The sequence below is a fragment of the Ruegeria sp. HKCCD9138 genome (assembly GCF_057220975.1).
Map to the genome: position 1 here is coordinate 147752 of NZ_JBWVAZ010000004.1, position 22707 is coordinate 170458.

General features: G+C 57.9%; 19 protein-coding genes. 14 read left to right on the forward strand and 5 right to left on the reverse strand.

Annotated features, from left to right (window positions below):
* Window position 1 precedes the first annotated feature (1 nt).
* The 7 genes from AC2TEL_RS08735 (at window position 2) to AC2TEL_RS08765 (ending at window position 7780) form a co-directional block, all read left to right on the forward strand.
* Complete coding sequence (locus AC2TEL_RS08735; protein WP_480903232.1) at window positions 2-1078, forward strand: Gfo/Idh/MocA family protein; 1077 nt, start codon at window positions 2-4, stop codon at window positions 1076-1078.
* Window positions 1075-2178 (forward strand): Gfo/Idh/MocA family protein, encoded by a 1104-nt coding sequence (locus tag AC2TEL_RS08740; RefSeq protein WP_480903234.1) that lies wholly within the window; start codon window positions 1075-1077, stop codon window positions 2176-2178. The genes AC2TEL_RS08735 and AC2TEL_RS08740 overlap by 4 nt, the downstream gene beginning before the upstream one ends.
* 374 nt (window positions 2179-2552) lie before the next feature.
* On the forward strand, window positions 2553-3899 hold the full coding sequence (locus tag AC2TEL_RS08745; protein WP_480843392.1) for a substrate-binding protein: 1347 nt from the start codon (window positions 2553-2555) through the stop codon (window positions 3897-3899).
* A 107-nt stretch (window positions 3900-4006) separates the two neighbouring features.
* The gene (locus AC2TEL_RS08750; RefSeq protein WP_480903235.1) at window positions 4007-5038 is read left to right on the forward strand and encodes a branched-chain amino acid ABC transporter permease; all 1032 of its coding nucleotides are present in this window, start codon (window positions 4007-4009) and stop codon (window positions 5036-5038) included.
* Between the two features lie 3 nt (window positions 5039-5041).
* A complete protein-coding gene (locus AC2TEL_RS08755; RefSeq protein ID WP_480903237.1) occupies window positions 5042-6247 on the forward strand; it encodes a branched-chain amino acid ABC transporter permease in 1206 nt (401 codons plus the stop codon).
* Between the two features lie 12 nt (window positions 6248-6259).
* The gene (locus tag AC2TEL_RS08760) at window positions 6260-7015 is read left to right on the forward strand and encodes an ABC transporter ATP-binding protein (RefSeq protein WP_480903238.1); all 756 of its coding nucleotides are present in this window, start codon (window positions 6260-6262) and stop codon (window positions 7013-7015) included.
* 9 nt (window positions 7016-7024) lie between these two features.
* Window positions 7025-7780 (forward strand): ABC transporter ATP-binding protein, encoded by a 756-nt coding sequence (locus tag AC2TEL_RS08765; RefSeq protein WP_480843385.1) that lies wholly within the window; start codon window positions 7025-7027, stop codon window positions 7778-7780.
* A 117-nt stretch (window positions 7781-7897) separates the two neighbouring features.
* Here the strand turns inward: AC2TEL_RS08765 and AC2TEL_RS08770 are convergent, their stop codons facing one another.
* Window positions 7898-10288, reverse strand: a complete 2391-nt coding sequence (locus AC2TEL_RS08770) for a fatty acid cis/trans isomerase (protein ID WP_480862073.1) — start codon at window positions 10286-10288, stop codon at window positions 7898-7900.
* A gap of 376 nt (window positions 10289-10664) precedes the next feature.
* Between AC2TEL_RS08770 and AC2TEL_RS08775 the strand changes: the two genes are divergently transcribed.
* From AC2TEL_RS08775 to AC2TEL_RS08785, 3 genes are all read left to right on the forward strand, one after another.
* Window positions 10665-12221, forward strand: coding sequence for a trimethylamine methyltransferase family protein (locus AC2TEL_RS08775; protein WP_480903240.1), 1557 nt, complete (start codon window positions 10665-10667; stop codon window positions 12219-12221).
* A gap of 137 nt (window positions 12222-12358) precedes the next feature.
* Window positions 12359-13090 (forward strand): SDR family NAD(P)-dependent oxidoreductase, encoded by a 732-nt coding sequence (locus AC2TEL_RS08780; RefSeq protein ID WP_480843381.1) that lies wholly within the window; start codon window positions 12359-12361, stop codon window positions 13088-13090.
* Complete coding sequence (locus AC2TEL_RS08785) at window positions 13087-13821, forward strand: SDR family NAD(P)-dependent oxidoreductase (protein ID WP_480903242.1); 735 nt, start codon at window positions 13087-13089, stop codon at window positions 13819-13821. Before AC2TEL_RS08780 ends, AC2TEL_RS08785 begins: the two co-directional genes overlap by 4 nt.
* 21 nt (window positions 13822-13842) lie before the next feature.
* On the opposite strand, the gene AC2TEL_RS08790 is transcribed toward AC2TEL_RS08785, so the two are convergent.
* From AC2TEL_RS08790 to AC2TEL_RS08805, 4 genes are read right to left on the reverse strand one after another with little or no spacing between them, the layout of a single operon-like run.
* Complete coding sequence (locus AC2TEL_RS08790; RefSeq protein WP_480843377.1) at window positions 13843-15183, reverse strand: NAD(P)/FAD-dependent oxidoreductase; 1341 nt, start codon at window positions 15181-15183, stop codon at window positions 13843-13845.
* Window positions 15180-16676, reverse strand: coding sequence for an aldehyde dehydrogenase (locus AC2TEL_RS08795; protein WP_480903244.1), 1497 nt, complete (start codon window positions 16674-16676; stop codon window positions 15180-15182). Before AC2TEL_RS08795 ends, AC2TEL_RS08790 begins: the two co-directional genes overlap by 4 nt.
* A 5-nt stretch (window positions 16677-16681) precedes the next feature.
* Window positions 16682-17599: a dihydrodipicolinate synthase family protein gene (locus tag AC2TEL_RS08800; RefSeq protein WP_480843373.1), complete on the reverse strand. Its 918-nt coding sequence runs from the start codon at window positions 17597-17599 to the stop codon at window positions 16682-16684.
* A 7-nt stretch (window positions 17600-17606) separates the two neighbouring features.
* A complete protein-coding gene (locus AC2TEL_RS08805; protein WP_480843371.1) occupies window positions 17607-18317 on the reverse strand; it encodes a GntR family transcriptional regulator in 711 nt (236 codons plus the stop codon).
* 150 nt (window positions 18318-18467) lie between these two features.
* On the opposite strand from AC2TEL_RS08805, the gene AC2TEL_RS08810 reads away from it, so the two are divergent.
* The 4 genes from AC2TEL_RS08810 (at window position 18468) to AC2TEL_RS08825 (ending at window position 22556) form a co-directional block, all read left to right on the forward strand.
* Complete coding sequence (locus tag AC2TEL_RS08810; RefSeq protein WP_480903246.1) at window positions 18468-19550, forward strand: quaternary amine ABC transporter ATP-binding protein; 1083 nt, start codon at window positions 18468-18470, stop codon at window positions 19548-19550.
* A 12-nt stretch (window positions 19551-19562) separates the two neighbouring features.
* The gene (locus tag AC2TEL_RS08815) at window positions 19563-20498 is read left to right on the forward strand and encodes an ABC transporter permease (protein ID WP_480843367.1); all 936 of its coding nucleotides are present in this window, start codon (window positions 19563-19565) and stop codon (window positions 20496-20498) included.
* 38 nt (window positions 20499-20536) lie between these two features.
* A complete protein-coding gene (gene proX / locus AC2TEL_RS08820; protein ID WP_480903248.1) occupies window positions 20537-21526 on the forward strand; it encodes a glycine betaine/L-proline ABC transporter substrate-binding protein ProX in 990 nt (329 codons plus the stop codon).
* Window positions 21527-21599: 73 nt separating this feature from the next.
* Window positions 21600-22556 (forward strand): GlxA family transcriptional regulator, encoded by a 957-nt coding sequence (locus AC2TEL_RS08825; RefSeq protein WP_480903249.1) that lies wholly within the window; start codon window positions 21600-21602, stop codon window positions 22554-22556.
* Window positions 22557-22707: the final 151 nt, after the last annotated feature.

Consider the following 22707-nt stretch of genomic DNA (forward strand, 5'->3'; position numbering starts at 1 on the left):
CATGTCCAGGTTTCGGGTTGTCGGAATAAGCTTTGACCATATGCACATGGGCGACTTGCTTCGGATGGTGCACGATCACCCCGACGCGGAAATTGCCGGTATTTTCGATCCGGACCGTCAGAAAATGGTTTCGGCTATCGAGAACTTCGCAATTCCAAAAGAGCGCGTTTTTACCGATTTCGATACCTGCATGGCCGCCGGGTCATATGATCTGGCCATTCTTTGCGTGGCTACGGCAGATCACGCCGAATTCACCGAAAAACTGGCGCCTCATGACCTGCATGTCTTCGTCGAAAAACCCTTTGCCGCCTCGGCCGATGATGCGCGCCGCATGATGGCAGCCATGGACGGGACAGGTCGGCAATTGATCATCAACTGGCCTCTGAGGTGGGTCGAAAGCCACGTCACCGCCAAACGCCTGATTGACGAAGGATTGATCGGTGAATTGCGCGAAGTGCATTTCTACGACGGCAATCGCGGCCCCCTCTTTCACCTAGCCGACAAGGTCGAGGTCACCCCTGAAGAAGTTGAGCAACAAAAGCCGTCTTCCTGGTGGTACAAGAAATCCTCAGGCGGCGGGTCATTGCTGGACTATCTGGGTTACGGGGCGACGCTGGGGACCTGGTACATGGGTGGTGAGGCGCCGCTCGAGGTTACCTGTACCGTCGACGAAACTCCTGGAATCGAAGTTGATCAGCATGCTATCGCCGTTTGCCGCTATGCGCGCGGTTTGTCCAAGATGGAGACGCGTTGGGGAACGTTCACCGACCCGTGGACTACGCAGCCGCAACCCGTCTGCGGCTTCGTCTTCGTGGGAACCGACGGCACGATCGCTTCGCCGGATTATGCCGATCACGTCACGGTTCAGACACGCGCCCGACCTGAACGACACAACGTCCCTGCCGATCCGTTGCCAAGGGGTCAAACAAACGCGATTGAATACGTGTTGGGATGCATCAGGCGCGGTAATCCGGTTGCAGGTCCGCTGGACCCGCAATTGTGCCTGACCGCTCAGAGGATCGTTGATACGGCGGTTCAGTCTGCTGCCCAGAAGCGCACACTGGAGTTGCTGCCGTGAGTGATGATGCTGCCGACACAGACACCTATGCCCTGAAATCCAAGGAACTGCCTGAAAACGCGGCGCCAGAAATTGACTATCTTCCGCCTAGCCCGCGATCCTATCGTCCGCGGATCGGAGTGATAGGAACCGGAGGTATCTCAAACAGCCATCTCGATGCCTACCGCTCGGCAGGTTGGGATGTTGTTGCACTTTGGAACCGAAGTCGTGCGAAGGCAGAGGAAAAGGCGGCTGAATTCTGCCCCGACGCCCGCATCGATGAAGACTTTCAGGACCTTTTGGCTGACCATGAAATCGATGTCGTGGACATTACACTGCCGACCGGGGTGCGGGCTCCTGTGATCGAAGCCGCACTGAAGGCTGGCAAGCACGTACTAAGCCAGAAGCCCTTTGTGTCTGACCTGGCAACCGGAGAAGCGCTGGTCAGGTTGGCCGACGATCAGGGGGTGCATCTGGCCGTAAACCAAAATGGTCGGTGGTCACCACACATGGCCTGGATGCGTGAAGCGTGCCGTTCCGGAGTTGTCGGAGATGTACAATCTATTCATGTGGCCATTCACTGGGACCACGGTTGGACCGCCGGTACTGCCTTCGATGAGATCGAGGACCTGATCCTTTACGATTTTGGAATCCACTGGTTCGATTTTGTATCGTCCATTGTCGGGGGGCGAGCGGAGGCCGTCTTTGCCACTGCGTCCGGCGCCATTGGTCAAAAGAACAAGGTGCCGCTTCTGGCTCAGGCGGTGATCAGGCTGCAAGGCGGTCAAGCCAGCCTGGTCTTCGACGGCAGTACTCAACACGGGACGCAAGATACGACTTATATCTCCGGCACGGACGGCAGTATCGTTTCCCAAGGACCAGATCTGGGGCAGCAAACGATCACTCTGACAACCGCAAGCGGGTATGCTCGCCCTGATTTGAAGGGGACATGGTTCAACGACGGATTTCGTGGGGCAATGGGCGAACTGCTCTGCGCAATCGAAGAAAATCGTCCACCGGACAACTCGGCCCGACACAACCTGAGATCATTGGCACTGGCCTTTGCCGCGATCCAATCGAGACGCAGTGGCAAGGAAGTTGCGATCGTCAGAACGGGATGATCCGCACGCCGAAACCGACACAGAGCCAGCCGGGTACCGACCGCCAACTCTACAAATACGGGAGGAGCTTATGTCCTCCAATCAGCCCTAGCGGTAGAACGGCCAACCCAGCGCTTCAACTGACAATGCAAGTCGGGATATGCGTGCACCTGTATTTGGCTACTTAACAAATATAATTCAGTCCCTTGTAAGGTTGGTGAAGAAATAATTTACAAAATTTCTCTTTTTATGTGAATTTGTTTACAAAATTTTGTTTTAAAACTAATCATTTATTGAGTAGTTTTCTAACCCGTTCCCATAATTCAAGTGCACATAAGTGCGCTTTTGCCTGCTGGAAGAGGAGCCAAACGGCAAAATGGAAATGGGAGGAATTTATGACTAACAAAAATGTCACGCGCCGCGGCGTGTTGAAATCTGGTGCAGTCGCAGGCACCGGGTTGGCCTTACCAACTATCTTCACCGCATCATCCGCAGCGGCCTTCACGAACGAGCCTACAGGGTCTTCGGTCGTTTTGGGATTCAACGTCCCGCAGACTGGCCCATACGCGGAAGAAGGCAATGACGAGCTGCTCGCACAACAGCTAGCGGTTGAGCATCTGAACGGCGAGGGCGACGGTGGGTGCCTGAACACCTTCTCGTCCAAGGCGCTGAAGGGCAACGGTATCCTCGGCAAGAAAGTCGAATTCGTCACCGGTGATACTCAGACAAAATCAGACGCCGCGCGCGCATCGGCCAAGTCGATGATCGAAAAAGACGGCGCGATCATGATCAACGGTGGTTCGTCCTCGGGCGTGGCTGTTGCGGTTCAGGGTCTGTGCCAAGAGGCGGGCGTAATCTTCATGGCAGGTCTGACCCACGCCAACGACACGACAGGCAAAGATAAAAAGGCCAACGGCTTCCGCCATTTCTTCAACGCCTACATGTCGGGTGCCGCGCTGGCGCCGGTGCTGGCTGCGGAAATGGGTAACGAACGCCGCGCCTATCACCTGACGGCCGACTACAACTGGGGCTGGACCCAGGAAGAGTCGATCGTCGCTTCGACCGAAGCCCTGGGATGGGAAACGGTCAACACGGTCAAGACACCACTCGCGTCGACGGACTTTTCGTCTTACATCGCGCCGGTACTGAATTCGGGTGCGGATGTGCTGGTCCTGAACCACTATGGCGGCAACATGGTGAACTCGCTGACCAACGCGATCCAGTTCGGCCTGCTCGACAAGGTTGCAAACGGCAAGGACTTCAAGATCGTCGTGCCGCTTTATTCCGAACTGATGGCCGCGGGTGCAGGCGAAAACATCAAGGGCGTGCTGGGGTCGATGAACTGGAACTGGCAGCTTCAGGATGAGGGCACCAAGGCCTTCGTGAAGTCGTTTGGTGAGAAATACGGCAAGCCGCCGTCGAACTCGGCCCAGACGTGCTATGCGCAGGTTCTGCTCTATGCTGACGCGGTAGAGCGTGCGGGGACCTTCAACCCCTGTGGTGTTGTCGAAGCTCTGGAGGGGTTTGAGTTCGATGGGCTCGGCAATGGCCCGACATTGTATCGTGCGGACGATCACCAGTGCTTCAAGGATGTTCTGGTTGTGCGCGGCAATCAAAACCCGACCAATGAGTATGACACTCTTGAGATCGTCGAAGTGACGCCGGTCGAACAGGTCACTTATGCTCCGGATCATCCGATGTTCGCCGGTGGCGATCTCGGCGAGTGCAACCCGGGTGCGTAAACTCTTTGACTGAAGTCTGGCCGCTGAGAAGCGGCCAGACTCATAGCCGGGCAAATCGGCCCGGTGCTGACCACTCATTCTAAGCTGACCAACCTTGAGGTGGGGCAATGGACGCCATCCTACTGCAAATTCTGAACGGTCTGGACAAAGGATCTGCCTACGCGCTCATCGCGCTGGGCCTGACACTGATTTTCGGAACTCTCGGGGTCGTGAACTTTGCCCATGGGGCGCTGTTCATGATCGGTGCCTTCTGTGCCGTCACTTTGCAAAAGCTGTTGAACCTGAGTTTCGAGACCGTTGACGAAACCCAAACAGACTTTCTGGGCAATCCTCTGAAAGTGGAAACCCCCTATGTCGAAGCCTGGTTTGGGCCCGAGGTTGGCGCGACCATTATCGACTGGTCGGTACCGTTTGCGATCCTGTTCGCGATCCCGATCATGCTGCTGGTCGGTTACGTGATGGAACGCGGGCTGATCAAACACTTCTACAAGCGCCCCCATGCGGATCAGATCCTTGTGACCTTTGGTCTGGCAATCGTGCTGCAGGAAATCGTCAAGTATTTCTTTGGTGCCAACCCGATCCAAACGCCTCCGCCGGATGCTTTGAGAGGCTCGATCGATCTAGGTGTCATGGTGGGTTTCGATCCGAATGCGATCATCTATCCGATCTGGAGGCTGGTCTATTTCGGCTTTGCGGTTGCGATCATCGGAGCGGTGTTCTCGTTCCTGCAATTCACCACCTTCGGGATGGTTGTCCGCGCCGGGATGGCAGACAGGGAAACCGTTGGCCTGTTGGGTATAAATATTGACCGTCGCTTTACGATTATGTTCGGCATCGCCGCCGCTGTCGCAGGTCTTGCCGGGGTAATGTACGGGCCACTAAACCCGCCGAACTATCACATGGGCATGGACTTCCTGGTTCTCAGCTTTGTTGTGGTCGTCGTGGGCGGCATGGGCTCATTGCCCGGTGCCGTTCTGGCGGGGTTCCTTTTGGGCATCCTTGAAAGCTTTGCTTCGACCACGTGGGCAACAACCACGATCCCCGGAATCAATCAGATCATCATCTACCTTGTCGCCATCATTGTGCTGCTGACGCGACCTCGCGGGCTGATGGGTCGCAAAGGCGTGATGGAGGAATAATCAATGTTGGGACTGAACAAAAGAGACACCAGCCTGCTGATTATTGTCGGTATTTTGACCTTGCTGGCCCCCTTCATCCTCAATCCGTTTCCGGAAGGCAGCGCGATGGCGCAGTTCAACGCGGGTTACCCGGATCTGATGCAGCGGTTCGTGATCTTCGGCATCTTTGCCATCGGGTTCAACATCCTGTTCGGCCTGACCGGCTATCTGTCCTTCGGCCATGCGGCCTTTCTGGGCGTAGGGTCTTATTCAGCCGTGTGGATGTTCAAGCTGCTCAGCTATAACGTCATCCCGGCCATCGCGCTGAGCGTCGTCGTCGCCGGGCTTTTCTCGCTTCTGATCGGGTTTGTCAGCCTGCGGCGGTCAGGCATCTATTTCTCGATCCTGACTCTGGCCTTTGCGCAGATGAGCTTTGCGCTGGCCTACTCGGTGCTGTCGAACCCCAAGTTCAACCTGACCAACGGCGAGACCGGTCTGCAGGTCTACGCGGATGATCCGCAGATATTGCAGGGTGCCAACGCGCCGGACCTGCCGCACCTTTTCGGTCTGCCGATGCGCGCGACCTATACCATGGATCTGGGTGCATGGAGCTTTGACTTCAACGCGGGCTATTACCTGTGCGCAGTGGTCCTGATGATCGTCTTCTATCTGGCGATCCGCATCTTCCGCTCACCCTTTGGTATGATGCTGCGTGCGGTCAAATCGAACCAGCAGCGGATGAATTACACCGGCCTGAACTCGAAGCCGTACACACTGGCCGCCTTTGTGATCTCGGGCATGTACGCCGGTCTGGCCGGAGGTCTGATGGCCGCCATGGACCCGCTGGCGGGTGCCGAACGGATGCAGTGGACCGCCTCTGGTGAGGTCGTATTGATGACAATTCTCGGCGGCACGGGCACGTTGATCGGTCCGGTTCTGGGCGCGGGCTTCATCAAGTATTTCGAGAACATCTTCTCGAAGATCAACGACAATGTCCTGCACAGCTGGTTCGCCTTCCTGCCCGACGGGCTTGAAGATGCGGTGGTGTTCCTGATTCACCCGTTCATCGGGAAGGGCTGGCACCTGACCCTCGGCATTCTGTTCATGCTTGTGGTAATCTATCTGCCCGGCGGCCTTGTCGAAGGTGGTCAGCGCTTGATGAAGTGGTTCAAGCGCAAGAAATCGGAAACCGGCGATACCCAGTCCGGTGAAACCGAGCCTGCGGAATAAGGGGGCGCGAGAATGGCAATCTTAAAAGTCAAAGACGTCAGCAAGAACTTCGGTGGATTAAAAGCGTTGACGGACGTCAACCTCAGCGTCGAAGAAAACTCGGTACATGCAATCATCGGTCCGAATGGCGCAGGCAAATCCACGTTGCTCAATTGCCTGGTCGGCAAGCTGATGCCGGATACAGGAGCTGTGTTGTTCGACAACGCGTCGGTTCTGGGGCTCGAACCCTATCAAATCAACCAGATGGGCATAAGCCGCGTGTTCCAGACACCGGAAATTTTCGGCGAGCTGACCGTGATGGAAAACATGCTGATCCCGATTTTCGCCATGCGCGACGGTGCCTTTCGGATGCATGCTTATGAGACCATCGCAAACGAAAAAGCCATTGTCGAGCAGGCCGAGGCCATGCTGGAAGAGATGAACATGGCTGACAAACGTCACATGCATTCGGCATCCTTGTCACGCGGAGACAAGCGGCGCCTCGAGATCGGCATGTGCCTCAGTCAGAACCCTCGGCTACTGCTGCTGGACGAACCAACTGCCGGTATGGCTCGGGCGGACACCAACAACACGATTGATTTACTTAAACAAATCAAAGACGAGCGCGACATCACCATCGCGATCATCGAGCACGACATGCATGTAGTATTCAGCCTGGCGGAACGGATCACCGTTCTTGCCCAAGGCACTCCGCTGGTCGAAGACACGCCAGAAAATATTCGCGGTAACCCCAAGGTCCGCGAAGCGTATCTGGGCGAAGCTGCGTAAGGAAAAGCTATGAACGAGAAACCTGACTTTTCAAAAAACGCGAATATGGCCAGCACGGCACCGGCGTTTCTTTCCGTCTGGGACGTGCATTCTTACTATGGTGAAAGCTATATCGTACAGGGCGTTAGCTTTAACGTTCACGAAGGCGAAATCCTGGCTCTGCTGGGGCGCAACGGCGCTGGAAAAACCTCGACCCTACGTTCCATCGCAAGGGTTGGGGAGCCCGAAGTCCGGCACGGAGAAATCTGGCTGGATCACCAGCCCTTGCATAAAATGACAAGCTACGAAGCTGCGTCCGCCGGGCTTGGACTGGTCCCGGAAGACAGACGAATTATCCCTGGGCTTACGGTGGAAGAAAACCTGCAGCTTGCACAAATAGCACCGCCCGTCGGGTGGTCGCTGGAACGGCTGTATGAACTGTTCCCAAGGCTGGGAGAGCGCCGCAAACAGGAGGGGATTACTCTGTCGGGTGGTGAACAACAGATGCTTTCAATCGCCAGAGCACTGGCGCGGGACATCAAGGTTCTGCTGTTGGATGAGCCTTACGAGGGATTGGCCCCCGTCATCGTCGATGAGATCGAAAAAACCCTTATTCATGTCAAGCAACAGGGTATGACGACCATCATCGTCGAACAAAACGCTGTTCGGGCGCTGGAGCTTGCCGATCGTGCGATAATTCTTGATACGGGAAGCATCGTTTTTGACGGAACGGCCAACGAAGTGTTGGAGAATGCCAAGCTTCGTGAAGAGTATTTGGCGATCTAGCGCTCGCAATCGCCAATCACTGCGCGGCGCACGCGCGGCCAATGTCAACCGCTGCCGGGCGAAGGTGGCGTGCCTGTGTATTTCCAACGAGAAAGAGTGGAGCGCGCCCGACCCGGATCAGGTCGGGTCGTCGTCCGCTTTGGGGTCTTTGTATCTGTTGAGGTCCAGAATACCGGCCTGAATCGGCAATTGCTGAGAAAAGATCGTATGAAGCTGATCGCTGATGGCCCAGAAATCGGGGCTTGTTCTGCGCACACCATATCTGGCAACAACGTCCATCCAGTCTTGCTGTGATCGCATCGACTTCAGATCGTATGCGAAGCTACTGAGTTCGTTCTGACGGATATCGAAAAAGAAATTCGGATAGCTCGCGAACTGTCCCGGAATGATTGTGAGCACATCCAATTGCGGCTCGCGCCGGGCCTCTTCGTCGAACAGAAAGGCCACATTCTTGTGAGCCTTGTCATGCGCAAATGAAAAGACTTCTGTTGTGCCATCGATTTTTTCGATCAAAAGAACGGACAGGTCCGGCAGAAACTTCACCCAATCACCTGTCTGGTCTGCGAGTTCCCGCAACATTGGTTCCACGTCATCGCCTTGGCCCTGCGGGCAGTTCTCTGCCGCGCATCGATTGATCGGATCGGTCAACGGCCATAGCCCATTGCCGCGCTTGAGCAGGTTAAGAAGAAATTCCTGCTTCGGGGAGGTCGTGGCAAAATCGATGCCTGTGGGAAAACTGTCGTCTACGCGGCGCTGATGCCAGAACGTGTGTATTTCGGCCAGGTAGCCTTTGTACCAGTCCCGGTGCATTTCTGTGCGGATGTTTCTGGGCATGAATGTCAGGAACGTGTCCTCGCTCTCCATGCGCAGTTCATCCATGTACAGCCGTGTCGCAAGCTGATGCTCGACACGACCAAAGACGTCGTATCCCGCCACCAGATCATAGTAGATGCGTTCGAAAATCGGAAAATCGATGACCCAGGCCGTTTCCGGAATACCGCCATGAAACCCGGTCATGGCTGAGGCATTGTCGAAATGGCGAAAAACAGTGATCAGGGCATTCGGGTTCGTGCCGTCGCCATCCCAAATCGCATCGTACCCGAACCCGGTTTTGTGCGCTGGGCTAACTCGGTACCGCGCGTCCCGAAAATCCAGATATTTGATCTGGTTTTTGTGCGAGAACGTTTGCAGGTCGCCCAACACCCCGCGGTCGACCTGCGAAACGGGCAGCTCAAGATACGTGGCGCCTTCTTCCAGATAGCTCGGGTCCGTAACCGACAGGTCGGCATCCGGTGCAAGGAAGCTGACCCAGAACCGATCTTCGATCACATCGACCGCAGTCTGGCCGTGACAGACCGGGCCTCGGATAAAGCTGCGCACAAAGAACAGGGCGTCGTCCAAAAGAAACTGATAGCGGCTTCGTGCCGGCATCTCGACAAAAGTGGTGAATGGACTGCCGCCCTCGGCATTGCCGTAGGGTGGCAGTTCGGCCAGTGACCAATCGGGTTCGAGAAACAGCTCGTGATATCGCGCCATCCGATCTTGCCCGATCCGGTAGACCAAATGGTCTTTGTGCACAATCGTCTCATCAAACAACTGCAGTCGGTAGTAGAACGAACCCTCGCCCGGATCATCAAACGGACGTCGCGACGCGACTACGTCGATTGCTTCGCCAGGTGGCGTAGTCGATCGAACGAGTTGAAAGAACCGTCTGGATGGGTCGCCTTGAAAATGCAGCCGGGCGAGAAACAGGTGCTCGTAAAGGTACCGGCTCATCAACTGGGTTCGCAGGTCGGTCCCGTTCAGAAATGTCTCCCACGCTGCGATCTGTTCCCGGATTTCGTCGGGTAATTCGGGTGGGACAGAAGAGGGCACCATTCCGCTGCTGGCCCACGACATAAGTGTTTGGAAGTCGTCGTGATCCAGTGGAGCCATCGCATAAGGCATACCAGCGAGCGGATGGTTTTTTCGGAACGCGTCGAATTCGCTTGTCGTGGGGCAGACGAGCGCTCGATCAACGGCGAGGCCAAGGTCATTGGGCACAGGGGCGTTGGCCTCCAACGTATTCTGACGCCCAAGTTCTAGGGTTTGCTCCAGCAGCGACGGAGCGTCGGCCGACTGCCCCGGCATCCGCATAACGGAATAGAACCCGAGCGCGCGCCATTCGGGCACCGTATGCGCGTCAATTCCAAGCCGTGTAGGCTGCGCATCTGACAGGCGTTCCGTGTGGTAGATGGCGTCCTTGCTGCCTCCACGCAGCAAACCATCCGGTGATGTCAGTTTAAGCTGGCAAGGCGCGTCGTAGCAGCTGTGGCAGACGACACAACGCTGATCCAACACGGTCCTTACATCGGCCCAGTTATCTTCGGGGGACGAAGACGTTGCGGCCAACACATTCGGTTCCGGGTCGGCCGAGCCTTGCTGAGCCCGGGCTTCGCCTGAATCGTGGAGTAAAACGGACAAACCCAACACAGCGGCACAGTTTCGTAACACTCGAGCGTTCAGCATCCATGTCCCCCGGTCTGCAAATTATTCATACACACATTGGACTTCGTCGTCATATCTCGGTTCGACATGCCTCAGCCTAACGTTGTTTACTTTGGTAAACCACCCGCCTGCGGGCGTCCTCGTTTTAGGTAACTGAGGAGCGGGGCAAACGATCCTGAATTCACTGCGCTTGCAGGGTAATCCGGGGCGAGTGGAAATCGGTCAGCGGTCGTGGTCCGGGTGCCGGATCACGTAGAGCGAACCGCCAGAATTAGGCGTGTTTCCGGCCTGCATACCGGCGGCTTTTGGCAGAGTCGCTTTCTGCAACAACGTTTCGCATTCATGCATGTGTCGCCCCGTGAACTTGGAAATGATACAGGTGAAGGAGACCTCACAAATGAACACTTCCGCCCCTGCAACCAGAACCCGTACCGGCGGCCGTTCCGCGCGTCGTGCGATCCGGACTGCACCAAAATTCGACATGCTGCCCGGCCTGACCCGAGGTATTCCCTTGTGCGAAGTGATGGATGCGGAACAGGTCGAACGCATCGACAATGCCTCGATGGATATTCTGGAAAATGTCGGCGTTCAGTTCCGTGATCCTATCGCGCTGGAAGACTGGAAACGGGCAGGCGCCAAGGTCGACGGCGAACTGGTTTATCTGGATCGCGGTCTTATACGCGAACTGATTGCGACGATCCCGGCGGATTTCACATATCACGCCCGCAATCCACAAAAGAACGTGCGCCTTGGTGGCAAACACTCGATTTTCGTGCCAATGACCGGCGCGCCCTTCCTGCGCGATCTGGATGATGTTCGGCGCAATCCGACGCTCGACGATCTGGCGATGTTCCACAAGCTGGCACATATGATGCCGGCGATGCACAGCTCGGCCCACCATATCGTCGAGCCTTACGATCACCCGATCAGCCAGCGGCATCTGCGCATCACCTATTCGTCGATGAAGCACTCGGACAAGACATTCATGGGCATGACAACCTCGCCCAAAAATGCCGAGGACGTGATGGACATGTGTGCCATCCTGTTTGGCGAAGAGTATCTGGAGACCCACCCGGTCACGACCGGCAACTGCAACGGCAACTCACCGCTGGTCTGGGATGAAACCATGCTGGGCGCGATGCGCGCCTTCTGCCGCTGCAACCAGCCGGTCTTGTGCTCGCCCTTCGTTCTGGGTGGTGCGAACACGCCCGCATCAGTGCCCGCCACGGTGGCACAGCTGAATGCCGAGGCGCTATCGGCATTGGCCTATACGCAGGTCATCCGCAAGGGAGCGCCCGCAATCTACGGCCACTATCTTTCGACGGTGTCGATGAAATCCGGTGCGCCGATGGCCGGCACGCCCGAAATCAGCCTGATGAACTTCATGATCGGTCAGATGGCGCGGCACTACGGCGTGCCATGGCGGACATCGAACACACTGGGCGGGGCCAAGACATTCGACGCGCAAGCCGGGTACGAATCCGCCACAACACTGCAGGCCGTTGTCCATGCCGGTGCGAACTATATCTGGCACAGCGCAGGTTGGAACGAAGCAGGCATGCATTGTTCGGTCGCGAAATTTATCGTCGATGCAGAACAATGCGCGATGGCCTACCGCATGGCCGAAGGCCCAAAGTGGCATGATTTCGATCAGGCGATTTCGGCGGTGCCCGATGTCGGGCCGGGCGGGCACTATCTGGGCCATCCGCATACGCAGGACAACTTCCAGGAAGCGTTCTTCATGCCGGAACTGTTCGACAATAATTCAATCGAGCAATGGGTGGCCGAGGGCGAGGTTGAGATCACCGAACGGGCCTTAAAGCACGCGCGAAAGCTGCTGGCCGAGTATGAAGAGCCAAAGCTGGATGAAGCCAAGAACGAAGCCTTGCTGGATTACATCGCCCGCCGGGAACGGGAAATCCCTGTGGCCGATGAACTGAACCAAAGTTACTGAACACTCCCCCGAACTTGCCCGCCCAAGAAATTGGGCGGGTTCTTTTTTGGTGAGACTCATAACGTGAAACGGCGCCAATGGTTCGCAGACGAGGCGACGTCCGTTCAGCAGGGAAGCAACGAGATATGGGAAGAGACATGGAACTGGCAGGAAAGGCTGCATTGGTAACCGGTGCAGCCGGAGGTATCGGCGCCGCGATTGTCAAACAATTGCGCGAGGCGGGTGCTCGTGTCGCAGCTGCCGATCGTGAGGTCGACAGGATTGAGGCTGAGGCACACCTGCCCGGAGACTTGCTGGATCAGGCTTATGCGGACAGTCTGCCGCATGCAGCAGCAGTTTCTCTCGGTCATTTGGATATTGTTGTCAACAACGCCGGCGTGATCACACGCGGTCCGGTCACGGATACTTCGGACGCGGATTGGTCGCTGTCCATGGGTGTGAACGTTGAGGCACCGTTTCGCATCTGCCGCGCCGCGATCCCGATCATGGCCCGCAATGGCGGCGGGGCAATCGTCAACACCGCTTCGTGCTGGGGCCTGCGGCCGGGTGGCAATCACGCGCTCTATTGCATGACCAAGGCGGCCATCGCGTCTCTGACACAGTGCATGGGGATGGATCACGCTCATCAGGGCATCCGCATCAACGCGGTTTGCCCGAACGAGGTGAACACGCCGATGTTGCGCACCGGATTTACCAAGCGTGGATTCGACCCTGATACGGCAGTGGCCGAGCTGGGGAAAACGGTACCCTTGGGCCGTGTCGCAGAACCCGAGGATATTGCTGACGTCGTGATGTTCCTCGTGTCGGATGCTTCGCGCTACATCTGCGGTTCACTTGTCGAGGTCAACGGCGGGAAACCGGTGTCATGACTCGGTTCGAGGGCAAGACAGCGCTCGTCACAGGCGGCCGCAGCGGCATTGGTCAGGCAATTGCGGAACGGCTTCGGCAGGAAGGTGCCCGTGTGTTTACTGCGCAGCGCGGACAGGATGCGAGGTTCGAAGGAATTGAGGCGGATCTGAGCGATCCCAGCAATCCTGCGGCTGTCGTTTCTCAGGTCGTCAGGACGGCGGGGGGGCTCGATGTGCTGGTGAACAACGCCGGTATGATGCAGGAGGCTTCTGTCGAGGAAATGTCAGTCGAAGACTGGCAGCGCAACCTGACAGTCAATCTGACCGCGCCTTTTCTGATGATCAAAGCGGCCCTGCCGCATTTGCGCAAGACCCGCGGAAACATCGTTAATATCGGCTCCATCGAGGGGCTGGGCGCCAATCCCGGCCACGCCGCATATTGCGCGTCAAAGGCTGGCCTTCACGGGCTGACCCGCGCGGTAGCGGTGGATCACGGAGCCGAGGGCATTCGCTGCAACGCGGTCGCGCCAGGGTGGATCGACACAGAGCTCAACATGGATTTCATCGAGTCCATGCCGGACCCCGAAGCCTTTCGCCGAGATATCGGGCGTATTCATCCCGTCGCCCGCACCGGCGCGCCGGAAGAGGTGGCCGCACTGGTGGCGTTCTTGGCTGCCGAAGAGGCCGGTTTCATCACCGGTCAGGTCTATACCGTCGATGGCGGTCGTATGGCCAAGCTCAGTCTGCCGTGAAAGGACTTGAACGCGCCCCGATTATTCGTCGCGGGCGCGCCATTCTTTCCAGCGCAGAACCAAATTGGCCCCGATCTCACGAAATGGCTGCGGTGGCAGGCGTTTGGGCCGGTCGGAGGCCTCGAAAAAGCGGGTGATGGTCGACCTATGCCCGCAAGCCATCTCTGCCGCCGCGATACCGGTCAGGGTGCCGCGCGCCGTTCCCAGCCCGTTTTGAACACAGCCTGAATAGACGCCCGCCTCGATCTCGCGCGCGACGGACACGCCATTGAGACTGAGGCACAGATGCCCGGCCCATTGATACTCCATCTGCGTTCCGGCAAGCTGGGGGAACCGCTGATCGAATTTGCGCTGCATGACCCTGGCCGCCCGAGCCAGATCGGCCTGCGAGGCCTTCATGCCGGGGCGCAAGGTTGCGCAGGTACGGGTGACGATGCGGTTGCCGCCCTGTCCGGTATCGATCCGCCGCATGGTGGTTCCCATAGGGTCCGATGGCGTCACACCCCAGCGCGACTGCCCGCCAAGGCGCGACAGTGCTTCATCATCCAGCTCCGGCGTCATCACGGCATATAGAAACAGTTGCATCAACCGCCCACGTTCGACACCAAAGCTTTCCAGATGCCCGTTGACTGTCAGCAGGACCGCACCGGCACTGACCGAGCCGCGATCCGTTTTGACCAGCCAGGCGTCGCCCTGTTTCACAAACTCCGTCACAGCCGAGTTTTCGCAGATTGTGACGCCATTCCCGGTCAGACCGGCACCCAGTCCGCGAATGTATCCGGCCGGTTGCAGCATCACGGTACCGGGCGTGTAAAGGCCAGACACATAGTGTCGCGAACCGGTCAGTTCGTGCATTTGCTGCGGGTCCAGCATTTCGCTGGTTTCGCCCAATGCTTTCAAGTGCTTGGCGTAGCTTTCGTTATGCGCCTGTCCAGCCGCGCTGGCTGCACCGTTCACCTTGCCGGCCGGATCAAAGAAATTCCGGTCAATCTGGTATTCCTCGACAGCGCTACGGGCAAAGGCGATGGCCTGCCGGTTCAACGCGATCATTGTCTTGTCGTCACCCGATCCGGAATAATCCGACGAGGACAGATCATGCGGCAGGTCAATCATGAACCCGGAATTCCGACCAGCCGCACCTTGGGCCAGACGTCCGGCCTCCAGCACGACAACCTTGGCGTCCGGCTGTAGCTGCCGCAAGCGGCGGGCTGCGGTCAACCCGGCAAAACCGCCCCCAACCACCGCGAAATCGGCGGTCAGGGTCGCGTCCAGCTCGTATGCAGGGGGCTGGCTGCCCAGAATGGCATTCCAGGCAGCCGGCCCGCGATGGACGGGGTGTTGTCGGGCTGTGTAGCTACTCAATCCACAGCCTCGTCGGCGTCATCTGCCAGATCGATCCAGATGGTTTTTAGCTGAGTATATTGATCATGCGCATGGACCGAGTTATCGCGACCGCCGAAGCCCGATTGCTTGAACCCGCCAAAGGGCGTGGTGATATCACCCTCGCCAAAGCTGTTCACGGTGACGGTTCCGGCCCGCAACGCCCGGGCGCCGCGGATGGCGCGTTTGGCATTGGCTGTGAAGATCGAGGCGCAGAGGCCGTATTCGGTATCATTGGCGATCCTGATGGCCTCGTCAAAGCCCGAGACCTCGATGACCGACAGAACCGGGCCAAAGATTTCCTCACGCGCGAGAACGGCGTCATTGCCGGGCACTTCGACCACCGTGGCTTCGACAAAGCCTTTTTCCGCCTTGCCGCCGATTACAATGCTTTCGGCCTGATCCAGATAACCGCAGACCTTGTTGTAATGGACTTCGCTGACCAGCGCGCCCATGCGGGTTTCAGGATCCAGCGGATCGCCGATGTTCCACTGCTTGGCGTGATGCGCAATGCGCTCCAGCAGTTCGACCTTCACGTCCTTGTGCACGATTAGCCTGGACGAGGCCGAGCAGTTCTCGCCCATGTTCCAGAATGCACCGTTGACGACATGCTGCGCCACGCGGTCCAGGTTTTCGGCATCATCCATGACAATGGCCGGGTTCTTGCCGCCCATCTCCAGCACCACTTCCTTGGCGTTGCTTTCCGCCGAATAGGTCAGGAACCGCTTTCCGGTCACAGTCGAGCCAGTGAACGACACCATGTCGATATCCATATGGCGTCCGATGGGCTCACCTACGTTGGCCCCTCCACCCGGAACGATGTTCAGAACACCGCGTGGCAGGCCCGCTTCCATAGCCAACTCGGCCACACGCAGCGCGGTCAGGGTGGTTTCGGCTGCCGGTTTCACAACCAGCGAACACCCCGCGGCCAGAGCAGGCCCGATCTTCCACGCCAGCATCAGTAGCGGAAAGTTCCACGGCAGCACCAGACCAACCACACCTATCGGTTCACGCACCACCATGGCGATGTGATCGTCGCTGGCCGGTGAAACCTGATCATAGATCTTGTCGATCGCCTCGGCGTGCCATTTCAGGCAGTGGATCGTCTCGGGCACATCAACGGTTTCGCAGTCATAGATGGTCTTTCCGCTGTCTATGCTTTCCATCACCGCCAGTTCGCGCGCATTGCGGGTCATCAGCTTGCACAGCCGGATCAGGACATCTTTGCGCTCGGACGGGTGCATCTTGCTCCAGCGGCCGTCGTCAAACGCCTCGCGCGCCTTTTCGACCGCGAAATCCACATCAGCCACAGCGCAGGACGCGATATCGGTCAGCTTTTGGCCTGTGGCAGGGTTCACGGTTTCGAAAGTTTCGCCAGAAACTGCGGGGCGGAAGCTACCGTCGATGAAGGCTCCGGTCGGCAGGGCAAGGCCTGCGGCGATGGATTTGTATTCGTCCTGTGTCAGCAGATCCATGTCTCTTACCCCTCGGCAACGATGTCGGCGATTGTCTTTTTCAGAACGCGTGTCACCTGTTCCAACGCGCGCTTGTCGTCCTTGTTGAGACCCTTCAGCGGAGGCCGCATCGCGCCCGCGTCGATCCCGTTCATGGTCACGCCATGCTTGATGGTCTGGATGAACTTGCCACCCTGTTCCAACACACGCATCAGCGGCATCATCGCCGACATGATCCGGCGGCCCTTGGCAAAGTTCCCCTCAACCACGCAGGCATTGTAAAGCGCGACGTGTTCGGCGGGCAGGAAGTTCGAGCCGCCACAAACCCAGAAGGGCGCCCCCCAGGCGAAGAACTCCAACGCCTGATCGTCCATGCCGCAGCCCAGCTGGATATGGGGGTAATCGCGCGCCAGAAGATGCACCCGGTTGATGTCACCCGAGCTCTCCTTGATGCCGCAGAAATTCCGGCTGCGTCCGACGCGGTCGAGGAATTCCTCGCCCATCATCGTGCCGGTGCGGTGCGGGTAGTTATACAGCATCACCGGCAGATCGGCGGCCTTGTCGATGGCCAGCGCGTTCAGCGCGTTTTCCCGGTCAGTCGGGACCGAATAGGGCGGGCTGGCCAGCAGGATCGAGTCCGCCCCAAGTTCCCGGGCACCCGAAGCCAATGCGATTGAATCCGGCGTCAGCATGGCGCCTGTGCCGACAACCAGCGGCAGGCGACCCTTCAGGCGCTCATGGGTAAAACGCGCCAGCGCCAGACGTTCTTCGACGGTCTGAGCGTAGTTTTCGCCCGTTGAGCCTCCCGAAATCAGGCCATGCACGCCGTTTTCGATCAGGTACTCGATCACGTCGGTCAGCGCATCCCAGTTGACGGTTCCGTCATCGTGATAGGGCGTGACGACAGGGGTATAGATCCCCTCAAATCTGAATATTGGGTTCATTCAGTCCTCATGCTGGTTTTGATCGGGGCAGGGCGCCCATCGGTACGTCCAGGGCCTCGGGCATTACGAACAGTTCGATCTGGTCGCGTGAAAGGTTCCAATGGTCATCGGCCAGCCTGGCTGCGGCCACATCGTCGCGTGCTTCGATGGCCGCGATGATTGCGTCATGCTGCTGGCTGGCCTCCGACAGGTTTTCCGACATCTCCGCCGATTGCGGACGATAAAATGTCATGCCGATCCGAGAGTGGTCGATCAGCAGGCGATTGTACGACGGCAACAGGTAGATATTGCCCGACATCTCGCCAGTCACTTCGTGAAAACGGTTGTTGGCCAGGGCCCGGTCTTCACTGGACCCGGTACGCAACGCGGATTTGAACGCTTCCTGCGAGGCTTTCAGCTCTTCGATCTGAGCGGGCGTCGCGTTGAGCGCGGCAAGGCGCAGGATGGCGCCATAGATCATTGGCGCGGCCAGGAAGAAATCGCGCAGCGTCGTATATGACATCTCGGACACGCGCGCACTTCGATTGGTGCGCAAGTCCAGATAGCCTTCGCCCGCAAGCTCGCGGAAGACCTCGCGCAATGGTGTGCGGGACAAGCCAAAGGCTTCGGACAGTTGCGCTTCATCGAGATCCTCGCCGGGTCTCAGGCGCAACGTCAGGATCGAAACCTTCAGGTGTTCCCGCAGCTCGCCCTTCCGCTTTTTTGCCTCGTCTTTCATCGCGTGTCCCTTCGCTGCGTTTGCCCGATGTCAGAATGACGAATCGTGGGCAAAACACAATTGGCGTTCTTGCTGTATCCTAAAAAAATACAACTTGTACACAAAAAAAATTTGTGCAGTGTGCGAAAAAACTGGAGGAGGACGACGCCGGTGGCCAGCACATTGGAAGAACCCGTGATCGATTGCCGAAGTCTGTGGAAGATATTTGGAAAGCGCGCCGATGAGGCTATGAAAGCCGTTCAGGAACAGGGGCTTGGTAAGCTCGAAGTCCGAGATCATTTCAACTGTGTCGTAGGTGTTCAGGATGCGACTTTCACCGTCAATCGCGGTGAAATCTTCTGCATCATGGGGCTTTCCGGCTCTGGCAAGTCAACTTTGATTCGCCATGTGAACCGCCTGATCGAGCCGACCTCTGGGCAACTTTTTATCGAAGGTCAGGACGTGAATGCCCTGTCCGCCCGCGATTTGCGTGAACTGCGCGCCGAAAAGATCGGCATGGTGTTCCAGAATATGGCCCTGATGCCGCATCGGACGGTTCTGGACAATGTGTCGTTCAGTCAGGAAGTGCGCGGTCACGATGCGCGCGAACGCCGTGAAAACGCTTTGCGCGCGATCGATGCTGTGGACCTGAACGGCTGGGACCAGAAGTACCCCGACGAATTGTCCGGCGGTATGCAGCAGCGTGTTGGCCTGGCCCGCGCCATCGCGGCCGACCCGGCCATCCTGCTGATGGACGAACCTTTCTCGGCGCTTGATCCGCTGATCCGCCGCCAGTTGCAGGACAAGTTCATGTCCCTGTCCGCCGAGATGAAGAAGACGACTCTCTTCATCACGCACGACCTGGACGAGGCCATTCGCATTGGCGACCGGATCGCCATCATGAAGGACGGCGCTTTGGTCCAGGTCGGAACGCCCGAGGACATCGTGACCAATCCGGTCGATGAGTATGTGGCGGATTTCGTTGCGGGAATTTCGAAACTGGAACTGATTTCGGCCGGCAAGATCATGGAACCCGTCGAGTCCTTCGAGCGTCACAGCGGCCCGATCGATGTCCGCGACTGGCCCGAAGCGCATCCGGATCATTCGCTGGACGACCTCGTGAACCTTTCGATCTCCACTCAACACCCGGTCGTGGTCAAGGCGGATGGCAAGGCCATCGGGATCGTGACCAAGAACGCCCTGTTGCGCGGCATTCAGGGCGACGTCGAAGACGTTGGCACACTGAAACACTGAGGATCAAACGACATGGCAGATACGGAATTCAACATTCTCGACCCGTTCTCCTCGGTCGATCTGGGGCTGGCGGAATCGGCTGACGGCGTTAAACAATGGGCGATTTCAAATCGCGGCATCATCCAGCCGATCAAGAGTTTCTTCAACGACCTGATTGTCGGCATCGACAACGGCCTGAACGCGGTCCCGCCGCTGATCATGCTGCTGTTTCTGGTCCTTGTCGCGTGGCAGGCCGCAGGTCGCCGGGTCGCTATATTGGTGGCCATCAGCATGACGGTGCTGGGCTTCCTGTCGCCGAACGCCTGGGGGCTGGCGATGACGACGCTGGCGATCGTCATCTCGGCGGTGATCCTGTGTTTCTTCATCGGCCTGCCGCTTGGCATTCTGGCCGGCAAAAACGACCGGTTCGAGGCCGCGATCCGTCCGGTTCTGGACACGATGCAGACCATTCCGGCCTTTGTTTATCTGGTGCCGGTCGTCATGCTGATCGGGATCGGCAATGTATCAGGCGTCATCGTCACGATCATCTTTGCGCTGCCGCCGCTGATCCGTCTGACATCGCTGGGTATCCGGGGCGTCAACGATTCCGTGGTCGAGGCAGCGCGTGCATTCGGTGCCAACCCCCGGCAGATCCTGTTCAAAGTCGAATTACCGCTGGCCACGCCGACCATTCTGGCAGGGGTCAACCAGACCATCATGCTGTCGCTGTCGATGGTCGTGATCGCCTCGATGATTTCGGTCAAAGGTCTGGGCAACGAGGTGCTGCGCGCCATGGGCCGGCTGGACGCCGGGAAGGCGCTGGTCGGAGGTCTGGGCATCGTGATCCTGGCCATCGTCCTCGACCGGATCACGCAGGGCATGGGCCAGTCGGGGCGCGAACGCGGTCACCGTCACTGGTGGCAGACCGGCCCGGTGGGCGCGGTGCTGCACTTGTTCGGAAAAGCATGAAACTCACCGTTCAACTGAACCTCAGGGAGGTAAACTTAATGATCAAAACCACTGCAATCGCAACCTTTGCCGCGACGACGATGCTGACCAGTGTCGCGTTGGCGGAAGGCAATCCGGGCGAGGGCGTGACCGTCCGCCCCGTGATGGCACCCTCGGTCGAGGAAATCTTCCAGCACCGTATCCTGTTCTCGGCGCTGGAAGACCTCGGCTACGAAATTGCCGACCCGCAGGAGGTTGAATATCAGACCATCCACCTTGCGCTGGGTACCGGTGACGGAGATTTCACCGCTGTGCACTGGAACAAGCTGCATGACACGTTCTTTCAGGAATCCGGCGGTGACGAAGTGCTTGAGAAAGTCGGAACGCTGATCGACGGCGCGCTGCAAGGTTATCTGGTCAACAAGTCAGCCTATGATGCGGGTGTGCAGAATCTGGGTGACCTGAAGGACCCAGAGAAAGCCAAGCTGTTTGACGCGGATGGCGACGGTATGGCGGATCTGGCGGGCTGTGTTCCCGGCTGGGGCTGCGAGCGCGTGATCGAGCATCAACTGGATGAATTCGGCCTGCGCGACACTGTTGCCCACAATCAGGGTGCCTATAACGCCATCATCGCGGACACGATAGCCCGCAACGCGTCGGGTGAAAACGTGCTGTATTACACATGGACACCCTACTGGGTGTCTGGCGCACTGGTGCCGGGTGAAGATGTGGAATGGCTGGCCGTGCCCTATTCGTCGCTGCCGGATGGGGCGACCGCGGAAACCACTTTTGACGGCAAGGATCTGGGTTTTGCCGTCGACAGCATCCGCGTTGTCGCCACCGACGATTTCCTGGGTGCCAACCCTGCGGCGGCCAAACTGTTCGAAGTGGCGAAGATCGACATCAACGACATTTCGGCGCAGAACAAGATGGTGTCTGATGGTCAGGACAGCTCGGACGATATCGACCGTCACGTCGAAGCCTGGATTGAGAAGAACCGCGAAACCTATGACAGTTGGCTTGATGCGGCGCGTGCTGCCGCTCAATAATACCGCCTGACAGCCAATCACTGATCTGCGCGGGCTGATGCTCGCGCAGTTTCTTTCTGAAGACGGGGTAGTCATGACCCAGACCAAAACACAGCACTACAACTTCATGCTGGTCGAGGAATTCTCGCACCTGGCGTTTTCCTGTGCCGTTGAACCATTGCGCATCGCCAATCTCGTCAGCGGGCAGGAGCTGTACAAATGGACCTTTGCCTCGGAAGAGGGGGAAAAGGTCGTCTGTTCGAACGGGTCGGTCACGCTGGTGCATTCCGCGTTCGACACGCTGCCTAAATGCGATCAGGTTTTCGTGCTGTCGGGCATCCACATGCGCAATCACGTGTCGCGTGCCCTGCTGGGCAGCCTACGCCGTGAACGCGCAAAGGGGACGTCGATCGGGGCGCTGTGTTCCGGTGCCTGGGTTTTGGCCGAGGCCGGTTTTCTGGACGGGATGCAGGCCGCAATCCATTGGGAGTACCATGATGCCTTTATGGAGGCCTTCACCGAGGTGAACCTTGTTCGCAGCGTGTTTGTTGCCGACGAAAAGCATGTCACGGCGTCGGGCGGCACTGCGACCGCCGATCTGATGCTGCATCTGATTGAACGGGATCACGGCTATGACCTGTCGGTCGCCGTGGCAGATCAGATGGTCTATAATGCTGTTCGCAACGCAACCGCCGAACAGCGCGTGTCTCTTCAGTCGCGCAACGGAATGCGGAACACCCATCTGGCAAAAGCCATCCAGATCATGCATGACCGCATCGAAGATCCGGTTTCGCCGTCACTCATTGCCGAGCAGATCGGGATTTCGACCAGGCAACTTGAACGCCTGTTCGGGAAGTACCTGAATGCGTCGCCAAAAAAATATTTCATGGAAATGCGGTTGGAGCGGGCGCGCAACCTTCTCATTCAGACCGAGGCGTCGGTAACGGACGTGGCATTTGCCTGTGGTTTTGAAAGCGCCGGTCATTTTTCTCGCGTTTACAGAGCGACGTTCGGTGTGACACCGATGCTCCAGCGGGGACGGCTGGATTGAGATGAAGATTTGCCTGTAATCGATTAAGATAGTTTATCTTTCGTTCCTACGAGACTGCTCCCTAAGCGGTGTCGGAAGTCCCGGGTCGCAAAGTATTTCTACGGGCAGGCATCGCATTTCTGTGAACCTGTCGCAGTTATGGCGGAAGGGG

What these genes read in the sequence shown, in the direction of transcription:
- AC2TEL_RS08815 (WP_480843367.1), top strand. Translation starts at nt 19,563, where the DNA reads ATGGCAGATACGGAATTCAACATTCTCGACCCGTTCTCCTCGGTCGAT.
- AC2TEL_RS08795 (WP_480903244.1), bottom strand. Translation starts at nt 16,676, where the DNA reads ATGGATCTGCTGACACAGGACGAATACAAATCCATCGCCGCAGGCCTT.
- AC2TEL_RS08745 (WP_480843392.1), top strand. Translation starts at nt 2,553, where the DNA reads ATGACTAACAAAAATGTCACGCGCCGCGGCGTGTTGAAATCTGGTGCA.
- proX (WP_480903248.1), top strand. Translation starts at nt 20,537, where the DNA reads ATGATCAAAACCACTGCAATCGCAACCTTTGCCGCGACGACGATGCTG.
- AC2TEL_RS08825 (WP_480903249.1), top strand. Translation starts at nt 21,600, where the DNA reads ATGACCCAGACCAAAACACAGCACTACAACTTCATGCTGGTCGAGGAA.
- AC2TEL_RS08750 (WP_480903235.1), top strand. Translation starts at nt 4,007, where the DNA reads ATGGACGCCATCCTACTGCAAATTCTGAACGGTCTGGACAAAGGATCT.
- AC2TEL_RS08785 (WP_480903242.1), top strand. Translation starts at nt 13,087, where the DNA reads ATGACTCGGTTCGAGGGCAAGACAGCGCTCGTCACAGGCGGCCGCAGC.
- AC2TEL_RS08755 (WP_480903237.1), top strand. Translation starts at nt 5,042, where the DNA reads ATGTTGGGACTGAACAAAAGAGACACCAGCCTGCTGATTATTGTCGGT.
- AC2TEL_RS08760 (WP_480903238.1), top strand. Translation starts at nt 6,260, where the DNA reads ATGGCAATCTTAAAAGTCAAAGACGTCAGCAAGAACTTCGGTGGATTA.
- AC2TEL_RS08800 (WP_480843373.1), bottom strand. Translation starts at nt 17,599, where the DNA reads ATGAACCCAATATTCAGATTTGAGGGGATCTATACCCCTGTCGTCACG.
- AC2TEL_RS08735 (WP_480903232.1), top strand. Translation starts at nt 2, where the DNA reads ATGTCCAGGTTTCGGGTTGTCGGAATAAGCTTTGACCATATGCACATG.
- AC2TEL_RS08770 (WP_480862073.1), bottom strand. Translation starts at nt 10,288, where the DNA reads ATGCTGAACGCTCGAGTGTTACGAAACTGTGCCGCTGTGTTGGGTTTG.
- AC2TEL_RS08775 (WP_480903240.1), top strand. Translation starts at nt 10,665, where the DNA reads ATGAACACTTCCGCCCCTGCAACCAGAACCCGTACCGGCGGCCGTTCC.
- AC2TEL_RS08765 (WP_480843385.1), top strand. Translation starts at nt 7,025, where the DNA reads ATGAACGAGAAACCTGACTTTTCAAAAAACGCGAATATGGCCAGCACG.
- AC2TEL_RS08805 (WP_480843371.1), bottom strand. Translation starts at nt 18,317, where the DNA reads ATGAAAGACGAGGCAAAAAAGCGGAAGGGCGAGCTGCGGGAACACCTG.
- AC2TEL_RS08780 (WP_480843381.1), top strand. Translation starts at nt 12,359, where the DNA reads ATGGAACTGGCAGGAAAGGCTGCATTGGTAACCGGTGCAGCCGGAGGT.